Annotated in this window: 12 protein-coding genes and 4 pseudogenes; 3 read left to right on the top strand and 13 right to left on the bottom strand. The window is 64.4% G+C overall.

Annotated elements, in window-relative coordinates:
- A pseudogene (locus tag BM417_RS46525) lies at positions 1-293 on the bottom strand (helix-turn-helix domain-containing protein); the annotation flags it as partial.
- Between the two features lie 419 nt (positions 294-712).
- Between BM417_RS46525 and BM417_RS50450 the strand changes: the two are divergent.
- Positions 713-949, top strand: coding sequence for a transposase (locus BM417_RS50450; RefSeq protein ID WP_093606534.1), 237 nt, complete (start codon positions 713-715; stop codon positions 947-949).
- 33 nt (positions 950-982) lie between these two features.
- Here BM417_RS50450 and BM417_RS46515 read toward each other — a convergent pair whose 3' ends face one another.
- Together BM417_RS46515 and BM417_RS46510 are read right to left on the bottom strand one after the other, a co-directional pair.
- A complete protein-coding gene (locus BM417_RS46515; protein WP_093606533.1) occupies positions 983-1,924 on the bottom strand; it encodes a DMT family transporter in 942 nt (313 codons plus the stop codon).
- A gap of 2 nt (positions 1,925-1,926) precedes the next feature.
- The gene (locus BM417_RS46510) at positions 1,927-2,934 is read right to left on the bottom strand and encodes a TauD/TfdA family dioxygenase (RefSeq protein WP_143139133.1); all 1,008 of its coding nucleotides are present in this window, start codon (positions 2,932-2,934) and stop codon (positions 1,927-1,929) included.
- Positions 2,935-4,364: 1,430 nt separating this feature from the next.
- On the opposite strand from BM417_RS46510, the gene BM417_RS46505 reads away from it, so the two are divergent.
- On the top strand, positions 4,365-5,138 hold the full coding sequence (locus BM417_RS46505) for a glycosyltransferase family 2 protein (RefSeq protein ID WP_093606531.1): 774 nt from the start codon (positions 4,365-4,367) through the stop codon (positions 5,136-5,138).
- Between the two features lie 2,102 nt (positions 5,139-7,240).
- Here BM417_RS46505 and BM417_RS46500 read toward each other — a convergent pair.
- From BM417_RS46500 to BM417_RS46485, 4 genes are all read right to left on the bottom strand, one after another.
- Positions 7,241-9,331, bottom strand: coding sequence for an Hsp70 family protein (locus BM417_RS46500; RefSeq protein WP_143139132.1), 2,091 nt, complete (start codon positions 9,329-9,331; stop codon positions 7,241-7,243).
- A 1,876-nt stretch (positions 9,332-11,207) separates the two neighbouring features.
- The gene (locus tag BM417_RS46490) at positions 11,208-12,506 is read right to left on the bottom strand and encodes an ABC transporter substrate-binding protein (protein WP_093606528.1); all 1,299 of its coding nucleotides are present in this window, start codon (positions 12,504-12,506) and stop codon (positions 11,208-11,210) included.
- A 459-nt stretch (positions 12,507-12,965) separates the two neighbouring features.
- Positions 12,966-13,100 (bottom strand): hypothetical protein, encoded by a 135-nt coding sequence (locus BM417_RS50065; RefSeq protein ID WP_281251422.1) that lies wholly within the window; start codon positions 13,098-13,100, stop codon positions 12,966-12,968.
- Positions 13,097-13,300 (bottom strand): hypothetical protein, encoded by a 204-nt coding sequence (locus BM417_RS46485; protein WP_093606527.1) that lies wholly within the window; start codon positions 13,298-13,300, stop codon positions 13,097-13,099. The genes BM417_RS50065 and BM417_RS46485 overlap by 4 nt, the downstream gene beginning before the upstream one ends.
- A gap of 330 nt (positions 13,301-13,630) precedes the next feature.
- On the opposite strand from BM417_RS46485, the pseudogene BM417_RS49760 reads away from it, so the two are divergent.
- Positions 13,631-14,017: pseudogene (locus BM417_RS49760) on the top strand (IS481 family transposase); the annotation flags it as partial.
- A gap of 320 nt (positions 14,018-14,337) precedes the next feature.
- On the opposite strand, the pseudogene BM417_RS50445 reads toward BM417_RS49760, so the two are convergent.
- From BM417_RS50445 to BM417_RS46460, 6 genes and pseudogenes are all read right to left on the bottom strand, one after another.
- Positions 14,338-14,481 (bottom strand): annotated as a pseudogene (locus BM417_RS50445) (hypothetical protein); the annotation flags it as partial.
- A gap of 60 nt (positions 14,482-14,541) precedes the next feature.
- Positions 14,542-15,597, bottom strand: a complete 1,056-nt coding sequence (locus BM417_RS46480; protein ID WP_245822904.1) for a terpene synthase family protein — start codon at positions 15,595-15,597, stop codon at positions 14,542-14,544.
- 359 nt (positions 15,598-15,956) lie between these two features.
- Positions 15,957-16,148: pseudogene (locus BM417_RS49755) on the bottom strand (polyprenyl synthetase family protein); the annotation flags it as partial.
- 327 nt (positions 16,149-16,475) lie between these two features.
- Positions 16,476-17,432 carry a 4-hydroxy-3-methylbut-2-enyl diphosphate reductase gene (locus tag BM417_RS46470; RefSeq protein ID WP_245822903.1) on the bottom strand — a complete coding sequence of 319 codons (957 nt, stop codon included), beginning with the start codon at positions 17,430-17,432 and terminating at the stop codon, positions 16,476-16,478.
- A gap of 391 nt (positions 17,433-17,823) precedes the next feature.
- Positions 17,824-19,350, bottom strand: coding sequence for an alpha/beta hydrolase (locus BM417_RS46465; protein WP_093606524.1), 1,527 nt, complete (start codon positions 19,348-19,350; stop codon positions 17,824-17,826).
- Positions 19,351-19,560: 210 nt separating this feature from the next.
- A partial coding sequence (locus BM417_RS46460; protein WP_245822901.1) for a flavodoxin-dependent (E)-4-hydroxy-3-methylbut-2-enyl-diphosphate synthase occupies positions 19,561-20,035 on the bottom strand: 475 nt, incomplete at its 5' end.

Raw genomic sequence — 20,035 nt, 5'->3', positions numbered from 1 at the left:
ACCGGGGACGGCACCGGCGGAAGAGCACGCTTCTTACGGCCGATCGTGGCCTGAATGTCGCCGCCGGTCTCGGCAAACCGCCTGGCGACCAGCCGCAGCATCTCACCCGAGACCCCGAGCCGGGCCGCGATCACTTCCTTCGGATCAGGCTCACCCACCGAGGTATCCAGCGCGAGCAGCACCCGCGCCCGCCGGATCGCCGACGCCGAGTGCACGCCCGTGGTGGTCAGCCGGAGCAGTTCTTCACGATCCCGCGCCGACAACGTGACCGGCCGTTTCAACTGGGAGGCCATGACAACAGCCTCCCAGCCACATGCATCAAAACTAAGCAGCGACACACTACTAGTGGCGCGACCCAGAACGTTGACTGGGTAATTCACGCTCAGCAGGGCACCTCGTACGACGATGCACCCGTCTGACCGCGAATTCGCCCGGCAACGTTCTGGGCCACGCCACTAGCTCGGCCTGGTTCGGCACATCACCCGCGAACTTCAGAGACGCTAAGGCTTTCGCCCCTGTCGGGAGCGCGATGAGGACGAGCCCACGATCCAGGTCGCCTTTCGAAGGGGTCCACCGCCGGCGCACCCGGTCGTTCGATCCTCGTACATCCGCCAAACGAGACCACCAGACACCAGGAACATCAGCCCGTCGGGTGGGCGTGAGCGGCGACCGCGCTATTGCTGCTTCTGGTGTCGAGTGATGGGAGGCGTGGCTGGATCACCGGCAGGTGATCAAAGCGATCCTGTGGACCGGCGCCCCGTGGCGCGACCCGCCCGAACGGTACGGCCCGTGGAAGACCGCGCATGAACGGCTGCGGTTGTGGACCAAGGGCGAAACCTGGGCCCGCATCCTGGACGAGGTGATGGTCAAAGTCGACTCGGTCGGCGATGTCGCGCGGGTGATCAGCGTGGCCTCCAGGGTTGTGCCGGTCCATCAGCACGCCACCTGAGCCTGGAAAGGGACCGCGGATCCGAAATCGAGGCTAGGACTCACTCGTCTTGCGGCTCCGGGCAGGTGACTTCGGACGAAGTTCCGCCAAGAACATGGCTCCCAGCACCAGAAGCGCGCCGATGACGATGCGGAGCGTCATCTCGTCGCCGTCCACCACTACTCCGAACACCCCTGCGAACACCGGTTCCAGAGTCAGGACGACCGCGACAGCGGACGCGGGCAACCGCGCCTGAGCCCAGGTCTGAACCAGATACGCGGCTGCTGTCGCGAGAACCGCCAAGCCGACGACGGGAGCCCAGAAGCTCCAGGTCGCCGGGAGAACGATCCCATCCATCGCCCCCAGTGCGAGGCAGACCGAGCCGACGACGCCGAGCTGGACCACCGTGAGCACGTACGCGTCTCCCGTCCCGGACCATTCGCCTAGAGCAGTGATGTGCATTGCCAGGAAGATCGCGCACAGCAAGGTGAGGCTTTCGCCGAAACCAATGGTGAAACTCTTGAGCGACATGACGGCCAGACCCGTTGTCGCGACCGCGACCGAGCTCCAGCAGGCCAGACCGATCCGCTTTCTGAGGATCATGCCGCCGAGCACCGGCGTGAAGACCACCGCCAGGCCCGTGATGAACCCGGAAATCGAGGCCGACGTGTGTTGTTGCCCGTAGGTCTGCGCGATGTATGCACCACACAGCATCAATCCGAGCAGAACCCCGCGACCCCACATCGTCCGGCTCGGGTTCACCGGCCAGCGGGGCCGGAGTGCCAGCAGCACCGCGGTGGCGATCAGGAATCGAACCGCCAGGAAATCCATGGGCGACGCCTGTTGCGTCACGTCTTTCACGACGACGAACGTTCCGCCCCAGACGACGGTGACGCCGACGAGAGCAAGCAGCGGAATCAGGTCCAGCTTCGTGCCGAGCGTCGTGCGATCGGCCGGTGGGCCGATCTTCCCCCGCTCAGAGATCGCAGCACCCATGTTCACGTCCCGACGCGCAGCGACGGGTACGGGCCGATCTGGACCTGGCCGTAACCAGGCTCGTCGCGCTCGGTGTCCGGGCGTTGCGACGTGCCACGGGCGAGGATGCGCTTCAGCCAGCGGTCCGTGCCGTCATACCTGGCCTTGAACGGTCGGCGGGCGTGCGCGGCGATGTCGTTGTTCACGATGACGACGTCGCCGGGTGCCGCGAATACCGTGGTGGCGCACCGGTCCAGCGCTTCACCTAGCCGTTCCCAAGCGGCACGCAGTTCCGGCTGGTCATCGAGAAGCTTGGTGTACGGGGGGTCGTAACGCATGCACAAGCCATCCGCGGACTCCCACAGGGTCAGCATCCGCGCCGCGTCCTCTCCATCCGCACCCCAACTGCCGGCGTAGCTGTCGTCCGGGTAGAGGAGCACCGGCACCGTGCTGAGCAACTCGACGTCGTCCTTCGACAGGTCGGCCTGCCGGATGCTGGACACATCGGTTCCAACCTCGTCCGGGTTTCGCACACAAGCGAGCAGAAGGAGCTCAGGTCGCTCTGGGTGGTATGAGTCCTCCGTGTGCCATTCCAACCTCACAGTGCTGCTCGCACCCACCTGCTTGTCGGCGAACTGCTTGCTGGGGACGATGTTGTGAACAAGCCTGCCGTCCTGCTGGGACTTCCAACCGAAAATGCGCCCAGCCGTGCTCGCGACCAGCGCGAATGCGAGGTCCAGACGGCGGGTGTGGTCCGGGCCGACAGAATCCCACGACTTCGGCGTCGGCCCGGGGTCGCCAACGAAATCCGACAGGATTCCTTTGAGCACACAGTGTCCGGAGTCAGAAACAGGGGTGCGAGTGAGCTCGCTCAACGCCGTGGCCAGTTCTGCTTGAACGAGGTCTCCGTACATGTACAGGGTATCGGCGGTAGCGCCTGCATCGACCAGAACCGAAACCGCGCGCCCGAGGATCTCTCGTTGTCGATCACCGACTGCTCGGACATCAACAGAATGATCAATAACGGACACGGAGTTCTCCCAAGCAGTCGGCGAGCATGGCTTTGATCCTGATTCGAACAATTTTGGCAGCAGACGGCCAAGATGACACACAGACCACTGCGGGATCTGCACGACGAGGCATGATTTTGTGCCCACAGCAGGCTTACCCTCAAAGGTATCTCAGGAAAACATTAAGAGAGCCTTTAATGCCCTTGTCCACCGCGCGAAGGCACAAGGGTTTCAGGAAGGTCAATCGGACCAAAGTGGAGTCCACTGCGAGGCGATCGCTTCAGACCTGACGTCAGGAGCTGTGCACATCCCCTGCTTCGATGCCGTGCTGAGGCCCAGCGCGGGTGACGGTAAAGATCAACGTCAGGTCGGGTAAACCGCTGGTCGCCACACCCGTGATGAGGTTCAGTGTTCGCGGGGTTCCGCGCCCGCGAAACTGCTGCCGAGACCCGTGTCGAACAGGCACCTCAAGGCGACCTGGACGGAGCGGCATCCACAATCGCGCGTAACCACGACAGCGACGGTAGAAGCAGCCTTCTCCGCGGTAGCGGCGCAACGGGGCGGGGCGACGAGGCGGAGCCTCGTTGAGGAGCAGCAGGCAAGCCGGCCGCGGTAGACCGTGATTCCCGCTATGACGTGGCATGAGCGAGGCTGCTGAAACCCTGCCGAATTGCTACCTTCTGACGGGCCCGAGTCTGCCCGGCGTCCTACTCCCAGGGCATCCGCCACCGCACCGATCAGCGCCGAAAGCGACTTCCCGGCCAACGCCGAGGAAGCAACCGACGAGCCTGCGGCTTTCTCAGCGGAACGTCGCCTACCGCAGACAAGTTCGACTTACATGCTGGCGAAACAGTTTGCCGTGCTCCCGGAAGTTCGGTGCGCGACGGCGACGAGAGCCACCCAAGAAGCCGGTGCGCAAGAGGTCACGCAAACGCTTCCGTCGCACCCTGACCGACGGCTGAGCCTGTGCACGCTTCTGCCCGTCAGGAACCGTGCGCCGAGCAGCACTCCTGGCTGGATCCACTTCTACGATCACCGCGAGAGCTAGTGGCTACTTTCAGACGTGATAGGAGCCGATGACACGGACTTGGCAAACCATTCGCCGCGAACGGACTCGAACCCCTTGGGAGTCGCGTTTACGGATGGCAACAGTTATCTGCGTCACAACAGAGGTCAACCTTCGAAATCTACTTGTTTCCTGACGTTAACAATGCGTGGGCAATAAGGGTCAGTCTGGTGTGATCGTGGGCACTTGGGCATAAGTTAAGGCTCCGTTGGTTTCCAGCGGGCGCGGCTTGGTGTTAGTTGTTCAGAAGGATCCGTTCTTTCGAGCATCCCGCCCGCCAGCGTCAACGACGACGCCTTCGGATGCTGTGTCATCAAGACCAACATCGCCGAATGACGTCGTTCTCGGAGGTTCTGCCATGCCTCGCACCTTGCATGGTCCTGGTGTGGGCGCCGACCGGTCCCCCATAGCGAAGTCGGCGCGCCCCTTCACCCAGATGCTCACGGCTACCCGCGTCGTACCGGGGTCGGTGACGGTCGGCTACCTCGATCCCGGTACGTGGTCGGCCTGCTTCGGCTTGAGCTACCGAGACCTTTTGCTGGCCGACATGTCAGGTGCCGGGCGCATCGTCGGCGCGGAGCTGCGGGTCGTCGCGGGGTCAGGTGACATCCCGGCCGGGCGCAACCTGATCTGCCGGCAGTTCCTCGCAGCCGAGACCGAATGGTTGTGGATGGTCGACTCCGACATGGGTTTCGCGCCCGACACCGTCGACAGACTGGTCGACATGGCGGATCCTGTGTGTCGTCCGGTGATGGGCGCGCTGTGCTTTGGACTCAAGCACAGCGAACACGGTCCGTTCCACGCTCAACGCTACGACATCCAGCCGACGTTGTACGCCCACCACCGTCACGGCTTCCAGGTCGTTCTCGACTACCCTCGCGACCGGGTGGTCCAGGTGGCCGCAACAGGCGCCGCGTGTCTGCTGATCCACCGGAACGCGTTGCTGACAGTTCTCGACCGTCATGGCCCCGTCTGGTTCGACCCGATCTCTACCGAATTCGGCACGTTCTCCGAAGACTTGTCCTTCTGCCTCCGGCTGGCTGATGCCGACATCGAGCCCTACGTGCACACCGGCGTAAAGACCACTCATCACAAGCACGGCAGCTACCTCGATGAACAAGCATACGACGCCTCACGCCGTCAAAAAATTGTAATGTAGGTTGCTGCCGCACAGCAGGTCGTGATGTACCGCGTTAGGCAACGGCGGGGAATGGAAACCTGCAGGCTGGCCACTGCCGCTGTGACGCGGTCGATTTCTGCGGCCTCCGCTGTCTCTGTTTCGCAGGCTGCCATGATCCGATCACCTGGCAGGCTCGGCAACTTCGCCACATGCTGTTCAGGAGTACGGTCACGACACTGCAGTCGCGTGGAAGTTCTCCGACGTCTACCGTGAAGCGGAATTCATCGCCGACTTCGAGCCCCGCTTCCGTGAGCGGCTCATCGCACGCGAGATCAAGCTGCGCAACGACGGCGCATCAGCGGCAAGATGCGCCTGGAGGACCTGCACTGGAACGAGGCAGCGACCGTGTTCCTGGGCCTCGTCCGGCTTGCCGATCAACCGCAGGGTTCGCCAAGCTCTGACGCGAGGCGTCCACGGCGTTCGCCCAATCCACGGCGTGCTCGGCGATCCTGTCGCTGAGCGGGAAGCAGGTGATGCGATGACGGAGTTGATCTCCTCCCTGCAGAGCCGGCTCTGCGACAACCCGCCCAACGAGACGTCGTGATCGCGGCGAACTGCTCGCGGCCGGAGTCTAATTCGGGCGGTACCAGTATCGTGCTCTCCCGCTGCAGCTGAAAGCGCGTTACCGCGGTCGAGCCCTTCCCCGGCTTTCTACCCGGAAGCCCACCAGCTCTCGACACAGCGGGAATGTGGACCGTGCACGGCTCCTGCCGCCGGCGGCGAGCCGGATCAAGCGTATTCCTCGCGCTCCATCAACACGCGGTCTCGGGGTTCTACGCGTCGCGTGCGGCCGAGTGGAGTGGTGTGGCGCAGTGCGTGGACCGCGGCCAGGAGGGTGGCAGCGTTGGGAAGCCAGCGGCGGGCTTCATCCGGGCGGCTCAGCCACTGGACACGACCCTCCGTCAGTTGCGAAGGGGGGATTGCCAGTGCCGAGTTCAGCGGTAGTGCGGTGAGACCGGTGGGTATCGGCGCAAGGTGAGTGACGTGGTCTCGTGCGTCCACCAGTACCGCCACTGGTTGGCCTCGCGCGGGCAATCGTAGTGCTACGAACGGGTCGCCCGCGCTTTCGATGTACTGGGAGACCTTCACGAGGTCTTTGGGTCGCACGAGGAACGCGGCCAGTCCTGCGCTCAGTCGAATCTGAAGTACGGTGTTGTGAACCTCAGTGACCCACCCAAACGCCTGTCGGTAGTGGTTGGCGATTTTAGCCAACGCAGTATCGCTCGTCGTTGATGAAATGTCCACAGCCAAAAATTGTATTTGGTTTTGACTGGCAGTCCAGAGGCCACGGCGCAACAGGTGCCGCCAGGCCATGTTCGTTGCCCTAATTGCCTGCGCATGCCCCGAACAGACAAAAGGATCACGTTCCCGCCAGGATGCACCTGGGGACGTGATCCTTTCCTTCTTCAAGCGGTGCGCAACTCACTCACAGGAGGCCGACTTCCAATATAGCGGATAATTCCATGAAGGATGCAGGAAATTGCCGATTCAAGAAAGATGTTATCGCCTCTTAGGCGTTTGTTAAGCCTTCGACGGCCCTGCGCAGCGGGGCTCCTCATACGAGAAGGTGCCGCCGTGCACGTCCACACGAGGACCAGGTCGGCGCCAGCGAAGTTGCTCGGTGTCATGCCACCGGGAAATCGTTGACCTCGGCCGGCCTCAGCGGGGTGGGCTGCCGAGGCCGCTACCAGGGCGGAACTACCCCGCGGTCGAACAAGGATTCCGCAGGTGTCCAGCGCGATCGCGCCCAGCGGTGAACGGGCGGCTACCTGGGACACGTCCTGTGGCATCGGTGATGCGGAGGCGTGAGCGCATTGCGCTGGGCAAGCCGAAGCGGGAGTCCTCGACTGGTGACGTCAGGCGAAGTTCGACGTACGGACCGTCCACAATGGTCAGAACTCCTGCGTTCGAGCCTCCAGCCGGGGTGCGGCGCTCGGAACCACTTCTGGTGGACCACGACCGCTGTCCGTTGACGCACGAGGCCACCGCTGCCGCGCGTCCGCTTGAGGTTTGCGGTGATCGCGAAGGCGGTGACCTATCCAGCATCTGGTCGGGCTTTGGCCGATGGCGAGTTGGGGACATCAGCTCAAACTGGTGCAGGCTGTAACCGGGACACCCTTCGCCGTCCCGTCGGCCTCCCAGCGGATCTGGCCGAAAGTCGCCTGGAACGCACCGGTGGTGTGCACGAGGAACGGAACGTCCACGTTGGACGGATCGAGGCCCTTGGCGGCGAAGCACGACAGGGGAATTCTCACTGTCCTCTGCTCACCGACGGGGAGGTTCTTGAACAGTTCGGTGGCGTTGAGTGGTGCCTGGCACGGGTAGTGGCAGTGTGTCGCGAGCGACACCTGTGCCGTGGGCGGCCGGGCGACGACCACGGCGAAGGCGAGCGTGCCCGAGCCCAGGAACGGTCTCGCGTCCAGACGCCCTGCAGGGTTCTGCAGGTAGAACTGGGCAGCGGCGGTGCCGGTCCACGTCACGCGCCTGCCGTCGCCTTTGCCGTTCAGGTCTGCGGCCCGCACCGTGATCGCCGGGTGCGCGGCGCTGCCGTCGGAGGCGATCTGTGTACCCGACCAATTCGCTTCTGAGCCGATCGTGCTGTGGAACGGATCCACGTCCTGGCCGTCGCGGACGAAGTCCGGTGCGGTGCGGGTCGGTGCGGGTCGGTCCGATTCGGTGCGGGTCGGTGCGGGTCCGTCCGATTCGGTGCGGGTCGGTGCGGGTCCGTCCGAGGTGGGTCGATCCGGTGCGCTGGTGTTGCCAGAAGTCGTCTTGCCCGCGGTCGCCATCCCACCAGGTTGTGCGGGCCGACCGCCTGGCATTGTCGCGATGAGCACGCCTGCTGCGAGTACGACGGCGGCTGCCACGGCGCCGGCCACCAGGGTTCGTTTGCCGAATCGCCGCAGTGGCTTGCGTTTCAGGTTCTTGTTCGCCAGCAGGCCGGTGTGCTGAAGCCTGGGTGGTGGCGCGGAAAGCGGGGGCGACACGGGCCTCACGCGCATCGCCTCGGCACGTGCGATAGCCGCGGCGCCGAGCGCGACGGTGAGCTTCGGGTGCAGTCCAACACGCATCGGCTTGCCGTACACGGCCGACACAGTCTGCGCCACCAGCGGAATCTGAGACGACCCGCCGACGAGCAGTACGCTCGCCAGGTCTTCCGGACGCAAGCCCGCAGAACCGATCGTGCGCGTGAGAGCCTCGGTCGTGAGCGCGAGTTGCGGCCCGATGACCTCGTAGAATTCTGTACGAGTCACCGTCATCTCGCGCCTGCCGCAGGGCAGGTCGAGGTGTAGCGAGACCTTTACCTCGGCGGACAGCCTCTCCTTGGCCTGGCGGCATGCATCGCGTGCCTCGTGCATCATCCGCGCCTGGTTGCGGTCGCGCACGTCGAGCGCGGTGATCTCCCCGCCCAGCCTGCTGTCCAGGAATGCGAGCAACGAGTCGTCGAAGTCGATACCGCCCAGGCGTTCCACGCCCTCCGGCGTTCCGAGGATCTGCATGCCGCCCGGCCGCGCCCGCAGCACGGTGGCATCGAACGTTCCGCCGCCGAGGTCGTACACACCGATGGTCTCACCGTCGCCGAGCCTGCGCTCGACGGAGTAGTGCATGGCTGCGGCCTCGGGTTCGGTGATGATTCTGACGTTCTTCAGCCCCGCGAGCCTCGGCACCTCAGCGAAGTGTTCACGCCGGTACGGGCCCCACACTGCCGGACAGGTCAGCACCACGAACCCCGGCGCCTGGCCCTTCATGGCCGTTACCAGTGCCACGACATCCCGCAGTTGCGCGGCCATCAGCGCCGCGGGCGACCACACCCTCCCGCCGATGGACAACGGGGCCGGATCGGCGAGACGCCGCTTGTGCGAACGGGAAACACGTTGCGGGAAAAGGATTGCCTGGCTCTCTGCAGCGTCGCCGGTGATCACCTCGCCTCCTTCGGTGACGAAGGCGACCGAAGGCACCGTGACATCGCGGCCGAGCTGAACGGCGCGGGTGCTCGAGGCGTCCGACACCGCAGCCGCGGTGTAGGTGGTGCCGAGGTCGACACCTAAACCGTAGGACATCCTGGATCTCCATGTGTTACCGCGAGGCATTACCGCAGCCGATTCAAACAGGCCGGTAATTTCGTGACCTGGCATCTGCACATCGGGGCAGGAAATCGTGCCTTTGCGCACCTGGGTTAGAGGCTGGGACTCCGGGTCTGTCCGATCACCCCGGATGATCAGACAGACTGCGCGGATGTGCCGCGCTCGCGTTGTCCAGTGTCTTGGTGCTGGTGACTGCGTGCTGGCGGACTCGACGGAAACGCGGGTAAGGCGGGCAGGACGGTCGAGACCGACAGAGGCGGCCGGGCAACTAGGAGCTCCATTTCTACGACAACCGCGCCGCAGCGGGCCGACGGCGACGGTCGCATCGTGATGTCCGAGGACCGCGCGACCGTCAGAACTTGCAGGTCGAGATGTGACGCAGGTGGCTTGGCCTTCCCGTCGTTGCGATGGTGTACCGAGCCACCTCGTGGTTGATCAAGGCGTAGAAGCGCCAAGTACGGTGACAGCAGGCGTCAGCCGAAATCTGTTAGCACATTTCGTGCACACAGCTGTCAGAGCGTTGATTTGTCGCGGGAACGAGGCTGCTCTGCGGGACGCTCGAACTGGAGGAAGGAGCGGTGGTCGTGCTCGTCGGTTCCGGCACAGAGGTGTAGGAGGAGGGGCTTGGAGTCGGATCCGCAGTCGTCGTCCGGCTCGTCAGTGCGGAGGAAGCGTTGCCGCGCTGGGACCCTACGCTCGGGATTGACGACGGCTTGACGGCTTCTGTCACCGTTGCAACGGATTCTGTCACCGTGGCGACGGGTTCCGTCGTTGAGACGGTCGGAACGAGGCTGGGCACGTCCATACCCTGGTTCGCCGGCACCAGGTTCGGCGAGCTCGCGTCGGTGTGCGGCGTGAACACGAGGACGCCGAGGCCTGTGCCCGCCAGAATGACCGCGGCGCAGGCGCACAGGACCGTCAGCGGAATCCTTCGCCGCGGTGTTCGAGTGATGTGCTCGGACAAGGAAGTACTCCTCACTGCGGCTTCAGCCCTGTCGGCTGGACGGGGGCGGCGGACTCGGCTGGAAGTCCCCGTCTGGGAAGTTCTGCTTGAGGCGAGCCACTGACCAGAAGTGATCATGTGCTCGATCGCCTCGTTGATACGCCTTCGTCCTTCCGCGTCTCCCTTCTCCGGCCCGATGCCGTAGCACTCCTCGCTGAGCTTCCGCCCGATGAGCCGAAGAAGCGCCTAGTTCTTCACCGGGTACCCCGGCCAGGATCAGGTCGTCGGTCGTTGGGGCGTCGACATCGCCGGTCAGCCACGCGGTGATGCGCCGATCGAACCGCGAGCACTCCACGTCATCAGCCAGTCGTTGCCCGAGTCCTGGCTGGTCGGATGTGATCCTCGTGGTCAGGTGTTCATCCGCGCTGTGTTCCGGCGCTGGTGAAGATCGATTCCCGGAAGCGCCGTGGCCGGCCGCCGCGAGGGTGACGGACCGTGCCGACGGCGAAGCTGTGGGCATTCTTTCGCGTCTTGACAAGACTTCTCCGGACGTGCGGCGACAATCGTTCTGTGATCGAGATGAGATTAGATGGTGGCTTCCCGGTTTTCCAGAATCGACGGTGTTTGGGGATGATTCGTGCAGTTTGCTCAGTGCGACTGGGCAGCTCCCGGACCGGGCGGTTCGTTTGCAGGTTCACCCACGGCAGCGTCAAGGTGGCCGAGGTAACAGATGCTCTGCCGATGGCTCTCGTAAATCACGTTGCACGATACGTAGCGGCGGCGTCAGTACTCCTGCGGGCAAGGGGTAGGCGACAGCATGTCTCGGGCTCGCCAATGCTCGATGACGGCGATACGGAGTTGCATTTGTTCCAGCCGTTTGAGCATTACGGCCTGGCAGCGATGTCTTTGGAGTGCCGCCGTGGTCGGTTCAGGTCTGGGCCTCTTGCCCAGCGCCGATCGAGGCGCCTGACTGGAGGAGCCATCGAATTGGCTCCTCCAGTCAGGCCGCGCAACCTGGCGTCAACGCGCGTATGCTCTGACAGCGTCGAATTCCAGGCGCTGCACGATGTTCTCGATCTTCGTGGGATCCGCGAGGAAGTCCTGCATGTGCTTCAACATGCCCGCTCCCTTGGTGCCCCCGAACGCGGGAGGCGCGAAATCGGAGAGATCGAACCGGATGCCGTCACCGATGTCGATGATCTGCCTCACCAGCTCGCGGGTGATGTCGTCCGCGTAAGCGTTGGCCTTGATGTTCTTGTTGGCCGACACGAAGCCACCTTCCCCAGCCCAGACCGCACCTGACTCGGGCGACGCGAGGAAATTCATGAGCTCGTTGGTCGCCTTGTCGTCCTTGAACTGCACGGCCATGTCGCCGCCCGCGACAACAGCGGGGGCACCGCCGTTTATAGAGGGGAATGGGAAGAGGGCAGCGTCCCCGCCGACGAAGGCATTGGTGGTCGAGTCGATGACACCTGCGACGAAATCACCTTCGAACACCATCGCGGCTTTGGCCGGATCACCGAAGACGTTCGCGACTGACGTCGCAAAATCGGTTCTCAGCGCGCTCGCGGTGCCGCCCTCGACAACTCCCTGGACACCGAAGAGCTCCGCCAGTTCTTCAAGAGCGGTCCGTACCGTCGGATCAGTCCACGGAATCTCATGGTTGGCCAGCTTGTCGTAGTTCTCGGACCCCGCGACGCGCAGATAGACGTTCTCGAACCAGTCGGTGAGCGTCCAAGCGTCTGCGCCGGCGATAGACAGAGCAGGTTTACCCTTGGCCACAAGCGCCTGAGAGACTGACAGCAGGTGTTGCCACGTGCGGGGTGGCTCTATCGCGGGCGAAACCACCTCGAAGGCGCGGCGGCTGTACCAAACGGTGGACTTGTGAGAGACCTTGAAATAGACGCCGTAAAGCGTACCGCCGACGCTGCCCAGCTTTCGCCACACCGGCGCGTAGTTCCGTGCCACTGTCTGTTCGACTGCGGCGCTCACCGGCTTGATCGCACCGGACTTCGCGAGCTGAGCCGCTAGCCCTGGCTGCGGAACCAACGCGACACCTGGCGGGACACCACCCGCGATTCGCGTCTGCACGAGAGCCGGCAGGTCGGCACCCGCCCCGGTGTACCGCACCTTGACACCGGTCTTGGCGGTGTACGCGTCGAGCACCTTCTCGAAGCGCGTCTCCTCGAGACCTTCCCAGGAGCCGATGACGTCGACGGTCTGGTTCCTCAGCGTGTCCTCGCCGCTCATGGACACCTGATCACAGGCAGCCGTGGCGAAGATTAGAGCGAGCCCGCTGACGATCGCCCTGAATCTCATCGCTTCTCCTCGTTCACGACGGCCACTCCACCGATCAGCCTGGGGTCCAGGCGCTCATGACGGTGGCGAATGCCAAGCCGCGGTTCGAGCGGCGTCCGTCTGATCGGCGCGGCCGAGACGTACACCGTTGCCGCGCTCCGAGACACCCTCGGGCGCGCCGGCGAGCAGCTTCGTCCGTGAGCGATTCGGCCTCATGCCGCTGCACCGTGATTGCGGTGGTGCGCATCAACTTTCGCCTGTCAACCGCATTCAAACCCAAACGGCGCCCGCAACCGTGATCGGAGCAGGGATCCGCTGCGCAACGTGCCCGGATCGTCCTCAAACCCTTCCCTGCGAACCACAGCATTGCTGCAAATCCCAACGCGGGCACAAACGACACGTCGGGCACAGCTTGACGGCGATTCCCGCCAGCACGGGCGCGCCCGCGACGCCTAGCCCGGGCTTTCCACACTCGTGCGGTTACTCGACGATCTCGGTTTCCCCAACACGCCCGCCAAACATCGCGGCGATCTTCTCCCCTTGTCCTGGGTGCACCGCGTCGCCGATGGGTTCCGCCGCCGCACCAGAGTCGTTGTCGGCGAACCACGGCGTCATGTGGACGCTGCGAGCATGCTGTCCCGCGCCAGATCAGCGCTGTAGCGCGTTAGCAGATCGTGCGGCCGGTCCTCCGACGGCAGGCCCTCGGCCTGACTGTTCCCGATCAGCTCCGCTACGTTGGTCACGTTGCGGCACAACAGGTGCCGGTGTTTCGTCTCTGCGGTGACGCGGCGCGAAACCTGCTCCTCCTCAGCCACGACGATCTTCCGGCATCGGCCAGCCGTGGCAGGTAAGGTGATCGACCACGTCGGTGACGAGTAACTCCGGAACTGATGCACCGCTGGTGAGTCCAACCGCGCATACACCGCCGGCCACCGTTCGTCGATGTCCGCTGCTCTGTCCACGAGATAGGCCGCTCAAGCTTCCGTTGGAGCGCGATCTCGGTTAGCTGCACAGCCTTGAGAGGTTGCGAGCGGTCGCACTCGTGGTCGGGTGATCTTGGGATGAGGGGGCCTCCGGGTTCAGTGTGGATTGCGACATCTGCACCGGCTAACCAGAAGGCCCTGGAATACTCATGAGACGCACCGCTGACCGAACTGGGCCGGCTACGTCTGGCCTGGTGTGTCGTCGAGGACGAATGGCCACGCCGGCGCCGCTGAGCGGTTCTAAGTGTCGGTCAGTAGCGTGCAGCGATAGGCGGCCGCTACCGCGAACTTCTGTGCCGGGGTGTATGGCCGACCGCCCCTCACGCCCGTTGTCGAGCCCGCAACGGACCCCGACGCGCACGGAACGGCGGATCGCATATCTGCTGGGGCTGGTGCCCTCGACCGTTCACCGAGTCCTGACCCCGCTACGGCCTGGCCCGACTCAGCCACGTTGACCACGTCACCGGCCAGCCCGTACGCCACTACAAACGCTCCACACCCGGCGAACTCGTGCACGTCGACGTCAAGAAGCTGGGCAACAGCCCCGCACGCAGCGACCCTGCCTGGCCTGCGCCGAAATCCTGGCCGACGAGACGAAGGAGACCGCTGTCACGTTCTGGCGGCGAGCACACATCTTCTTCCACGCCAACTGAATCACCGTTGAGTGGGTCGTCACCGGCAGCGGCTCGTGCTACCGCTCAAGGCTCTGGCACGACGGTCTCACCGACGCGAGACGACACGGGCCTACCACACCGAGACCGAACGCCGCGAAACGTTCCCGCGCTGCCTATACCTTTACGGCAGTGCGCAAACCGCGGAAGTTGGCCACATCGCGCACCACAAGCGAGACCCGTACGCGCAGAACAAGGTCATGGCGCCTTCCGGCCTCTCTCAAGAAGATCCCCCTTCGCACTCAGCCCCTGGACGGCGTGGGTGTTGTGCACGATCTCCTTCTGCACGTAGACCGGTGCGGCGTACGTTTCGAGCACGCGCCCCACAGTCTGAACGGCCCGTTCCGCACCGGCGTAAAGTCCTCACGAGCAGCACTCGCTTGATCACGTTCACGCCTTGAGTCAGGCGTTCATCGGGGCAGGCGCGAGCTGGTGCCACCACCAGGCCACCCCGCTGGGTGGGCCGATCGGCAGCATCTCGCGTTCGCGCACTTCGGTCACCGTGATGGACGCCCGGTCCGGTCTGCGGTACCGCGCGGTGTTGAGACTCCAGTCGAGGTTGCCCCTGATCCACGAGGCAAGGCCGTTGACGTATCTCCGGGTTTCGGCCGACACTTCCGGAGCCACCTGGCGCTGCAGACGCAGGAACAGGTCGAGCGTGGCGTCGCGAAATGCGACGACATCCGGGAGAGACTCGTCCGGGGTAACTCCGAGCTCGTTTGCCATCACGTCGACGAGGTTGAGTTTGTCACCGCTGCGTTCGTGTTCCTTGTAGTAGGAGGCGATGTCGTTGTCCCAGCCGACGATCGAGCAGGCCATCTCGGTGAGGGCTCGCACGTCCGCACGTTCGAGTTCGTCGCCGGGGACGACGTAACCTTCGGCTATGTCGAGCACCATCGCGCAGACTTCCATACTGCCGTTCCGGATCCGCGCCACCGCGTATTCGTCCAGCGTCGGCATGCTGCTGCCACTTCGGTATGCGGCCTCCCACACCTGGTAGGTGAGGTAGCCACGCATCGCATGTGTCCAGCGGGCGGCCTGCTCCGGCGTGGCGAGCCGATCGAGCCTGTGCCGCAGATCGACCAGCGCACGGGCGAGCGGACTCCTCGACGATGTATGACCGGTTTCCGCGACCCTGACCATCTCGGCCACCAGCATTGCCATAGCGGCCGGACTGTGGCTGTAGCGCCCCTCGTCGCAGTAGGCATCATCGAACGCGAAAAGCCACATCAAGCTGTCCGCCGAGAGTTGTCCGCCGCATTCGTCAGCCGGGTTCAGAGCGGTGCGAGCCGCAAGCTCGCCGGCGGCGATGCTGGGCAATCTGCCCGAATCCTGCTGCTCGCTTTCCAGGTGGAACTCGTTGATCCACTGCATCGTGTTCCGCTCCCACACCTGCCAGTTCGGGTGGATTGCAGACGCGATAGGGCACCACAGTGACACGACCTGGGTGATGTCCATGGCCTTGCTTCCTCCTCAGTGGTCCGACTGTGGTGATGAGCCGAGTGATCTGCCACAGCTGGCGCGAGGCCTCGACATTGCGGTCCGCGGCGACGAGACGTGCATAGCTGCCTCAACCTCCTCGTCCGCTCGACGATGTGCCACACGCGACCTCCAGCGCGGCCAACTGCTGGCTCGCTCCGACGCCAAGTGCCAGTGCCGCCACCACGGGCCGTGACTTTCTTGCGGTTGGTCAGGTCTGTGCAAGTGGCTTTGCCGGCTGTCTGTGGGATCGCGCCGGGGCTCAGCAGGTCATCTACGAGCTGGCACGCGTGGCCTAGCTGCATGCCCAAATCGCGCAACAGGATGCAGCGGGAAGTGAACGAGAGCAACGCGTCGCCGGCGAGCACCGAGTCCGATGTATCGAGCGCCGTCCACGCTGTCGGTGGGTGGTGCCGCACAGGATCGCAGTCCATCACGTCGTCGTGCGGCAGGGAGAAGTTGTGCACCGATTCAACGACGGCAGCCCCTCCAACCGCCAACGTCGACAGCAGCGTGAGCACGAGACGAATCGCCTTCCCTGTTTGGTATCCGGTGCCGACACCCGTTCTCGTCCCACCACCCGAAGTGGTGTCCCTCGATCAGCCGCATCGAGTCTGGCAAGTCCGGGAGGATGCCAAGCTCGGGGGAACTCACCCGTGAAGTCATGCTCGTCGCAGCCGACAGGCTGGACGCTGCGGCCCTGGGTATGTGCCGCGCGCCTCGACAGCCATCCACTTGAACTCAACGGCCCAGCCCTCGTTCTCTGGCACCTCACGAATTTCGGTGAACGACACAAATGTCGCCCTTTCAATAGAGTGTTTTCAGCGCGAGATCCGGCAGAGCCGCGGCGTCGCTCGTCAGATGATGTTCAGGTTCCTCGGCAACGCGAACACCTGGCCTTCTTCGGCGGTGACGATCTCGTCCGGCTCCGGCCAGCCACGCTCAGCGAGGTAGTCGAGCATCTGCCGGATCAACTGCTCGGGCGTGGAGGCCCCGCTCGTGAGCCCCACGGTCTCGACGCCCTCGAACCACTGCTCCTCGACATCCGCCACTCCGTCGACGAGGTGCGCTGCGTGTGCACCCGCCCGCAGCGCGACCTCGACCAGCCGCTGTGAGTTGGACGAGTTGGTCGACCCGACAACGAGGACCAGGTCGCATTCCGGCGCGATCCGCTCCACCGCCGTCTGCCGGTTCAACGACGCGTAACAGATGTCACTGCTCGGCGGATCCTCCAGCAGGGGAAACCTGGACCGAAGGCCGTCGACGCGGTGCATGACCTCGTCGACGCTCAAGGTCGTCTGCGACAACCACACGACCTTTTCCTGGTCCATGACCTCGATCCCGGCGACATCCTCCTGGGTATCGACCAGCCGCACCCGATCCGGCGCCTCGCCGAGGGTCCCGTCAACCTCCTCATGACCTTGGTGCCCGACGAGCAGCACCTCATAGCCAGAATCGGCGTACCGCAACACTTCCTGGTGCACCTTGGTCACCAGCGGACAGGTCGCGTCGATCGTGCGCAGCTCACGATCGGCCGACTCCGTCCGCACGGCAGGGGCGACCCCGTGCGCGGAGTACACCAGCACCGAGCCTTCCGGGACTTCGTCGACCTCATTGACGAAGATCACGCCTCTAGCTGCCAGATCGGCTACAACATGCGAGTTGTGCACAATCTGTTTGCGGACGTAGACAGGCGCGCCGTAGGTCTCCAACGCTGCTTCGACGGTGCGAATCGCGCGATCCACACCGGCGCAGAACCCGCGGGGAGCGGCGAGCAGAACCTTCCGCGACACTTCGCTTTCACTCGTACGCATGCCGACTTCACCCCTGTCCATTGAGGACACATGACCGAACGCACCTGGCCGTGACCATGCTCAAACCGCTCGTACGGTTGGATGGATCGTCTCGTTGCTGGCAGACGACTAACAAGCAAGGGCCACTCGGCCTGCCCGCCAACGCGGAAACCTGCGCCCTGCAACACACTTGCAGCGGGTCAGCTGTGTCCCTGGCTGAGCGCGACCGCAGAACGGGCTGGAGACGATCTCCAGCTTGCGCGGCCGCAGACTGCAACCGTTCCGAGCCGAGGGGGAACCCCGGCGGCGGTCGCTCGCCCTTGCCTGAGCCTGCGGAAGCCACGAACAGCGAGGATCGGTTGCGACGGCCAAGGCCGCCGCAACCTTCTTGCTGTGCACCGGCTCCCCTTGTCTACCAACCGAGCTGGGTAGCGAGCTGGCGTGCGGTCGAGAGCGACTTCTGCCCGGCGTCAGCCGGAGTGGGAAGCGGAACCCCTGGGCACGTCAGGTCCTTGGTGGGAGTGACACCGTCGATGAAGTAGCTCTCGACGATGTCGGCCACGCACTTGTTCCCGAATCCGTAGATGCCGTGGTCGCCCTCGTCGTTGACCGTGAGCATCACCGAGTTCTTGAAATTCTCGTGCGCCCGCTGCGCGCCCTCGTACGTCGTCGAGGGGTCGTGAACCGACTGCACCATCAACGTCGTGGGCACGCCGATCCCGGTGGGCTGCTTGAGCTCGACGTTCGGCCGGTCCCAGAACGCGCAGGGGCCCATGAGCTGGTAGTAGCCGACGAGCGGCCATTTCGCGCCGTTGACCGCGGCCTCGCGCTCGAGGAACTTGCGGTCGCCCGAGAACGGCGTGTCGTTGCACAGGATCGAGTACGTCGTCGCGGCCTGCGCGACCACGATGGGAGGCTGCACCTCGATCGGCCCGGGCGCGGTGCCGGCCAGGCCCGCGAAGATCTGCGCGCCCTGGACGAACGCGGCCTTCTGGTAGAGCGTGCCGCGCAACATGAAGTCGAGCTCGACCCCGTCGTAGAGCGCCTCGGGGCGTTGCACGGGCTGCTCGTTGAGCTTGGCACGGGTGCGTTCGTACGACTGGCGCACCTCTTCGGCGGTCTTGCCGAGGTGGTAGATATCGTCGTACTTGGCCACCCACGGCAGGAAGTCGAGGCGGAACCGGCGCTCGAAGCCCATACCCCAGTCGTCGAACGCGTTCTGCCACGGCCTGGTGAACTCGACGTTGGAGTCGAGCACGATCTTGTCGAGCGTCTTGGGGAAGTAGGTGGCGTAGTGGGCGCCCATCCAGGTGCCACCGGAGTACATGAGCAAGCTGACCTTCCGCTTGCCCAGGATTTGGCGCAGCAGGTCGAAATCCTTCACGGTCTGGTCTGTCGTGACGTACCGGCCGAGCTCACCCGACTTGGTCTGGCAGGACTTGGCGAACAGGTCCATGCCGCCGTAGATCAGATCGAGGTTCGCCTTGCTGCGGTCACGCGGATCGGTGGCCCGTTCCGGGTTGTCGATGCCGCACGCGACGTTGGTGCTCGCCCCCGTGCCGCGCACGTCGATGCCGATGATCTCAGCGTTCCCGCTGAGCTTCGGCCGGTCGAGGTAGAGGAGCGGGATGATGAGACCCGGGATTCCCGGACCGCCGGGGTTGGTGAAGATGGTGGTCTTCGCTGTGCTGTTGAGCGGGGTGAGCCGGCTGACCGCGATGGTGATGGTCTTGCCGTTGCGGGGGTTGTTCCAGTCCATCGGCGCGGTGAACGAGCCGCACTCCAACCGTTCGCCGCCAGCCGGGAACCCAGGCGGTGAAGTGTCGAAGCACTTCTGCCACTGGATCTGCTGAGCTGGTGCCGCCTGCACGTGCGGTGCGACGAGCAACGAAGCTGCGGTAACGACGGCCAGTACCGCCGCGACTCTCGTTCGGTACATTGGTGAATCCTCCACTTCCATGTGCCTGCACAGCCGTTTTCACCTGTCCATTGGGGACACATGACCGAACGCACCTGGCTGTGATCATGCTCAAACCGCTCGTAGAGTTGATATGGATCGTCTCGTTGCTGGCAGACGACTAACAAGCAAGGGCCCCTCGGCTTGCCCGCCAACGCGGAAACCTGTGCCCTGCAACACACATGCAGCGGGTCAGCTGTGTCCCGTACTGCCATCGAGCGTCCAAACGTCACAGACCGGTACGTCTTGAGGACTGGAACCGCTGACGGCCCCGGCAGCCTCGTCACCCTGTCGATCGGCGAGGCGCATGGCCTCCTCGGTGAGGGTCTCCACGATCGCGTGCTCGGGCACGGTCTTGATGACCTTGCCCTTGACGAAGATCTGGCCCTTGCCGTTGCCGGAAGCGACGCCCAGGTCGGCCTCGCGGGCCTCGCCGGGGCCGTTCACGACGCAGCCCATGACGGCGACGCGCAGCGGCACCTCCATGCCCTCCAGACCGGCCGTGACCTGCTCGGCGAGCGTGTACACGTCCACCTGCGCGCGACCGCAGGACGGGCAGGAGACGATCTCCAGCTTGCGCGGCCGCAGGTTGAGCGACTGCAGGATCTGGTGACCGACCTTGATCTCCTCGACCGGCGGGGCGGACAGCGACACCCGGATGGTGTCG

It is taken from the genome of Lentzea waywayandensis (genome assembly GCF_900115955.1).
In the GTDB taxonomy this organism is placed as follows: domain Bacteria; phylum Actinomycetota; class Actinomycetes; order Mycobacteriales; family Pseudonocardiaceae; genus Lentzea; species Lentzea waywayandensis.
The sequence above is the reverse complement of the archived record's forward strand: the minus strand, read 5'-3'. Positions and strand labels throughout refer to the sequence as shown.

What these genes read in the sequence shown, in the direction of transcription:
- BM417_RS46515 (WP_093606533.1), bottom strand. Translation starts at nt 1,924, where the DNA reads ATGGGTGCTGCGATCTCTGAGCGGGGGAAGATCGGCCCACCGGCCGAT.
- BM417_RS50065 (WP_281251422.1), bottom strand. Translation starts at nt 13,100, where the DNA reads ATGACGCCGTGGTTCGCCGACAACGACTCTGGTGCGGCGGCGGAACCC.
- BM417_RS46480 (WP_245822904.1), bottom strand. Translation starts at nt 15,597, where the DNA reads ATGGACATCACCCAGGTCGTGTCACTGTGGTGCCCTATCGCGTCTGCA.
- BM417_RS46470 (WP_245822903.1), bottom strand. Translation starts at nt 17,432, where the DNA reads ATGCGTACGAGTGAAAGCGAAGTGTCGCGGAAGGTTCTGCTCGCCGCT.
- BM417_RS46490 (WP_093606528.1), bottom strand. Translation starts at nt 12,506, where the DNA reads ATGAGATTCAGGGCGATCGTCAGCGGGCTCGCTCTAATCTTCGCCACG.
- BM417_RS46465 (WP_093606524.1), bottom strand. Translation starts at nt 19,350, where the DNA reads ATGTACCGAACGAGAGTCGCGGCGGTACTGGCCGTCGTTACCGCAGCT.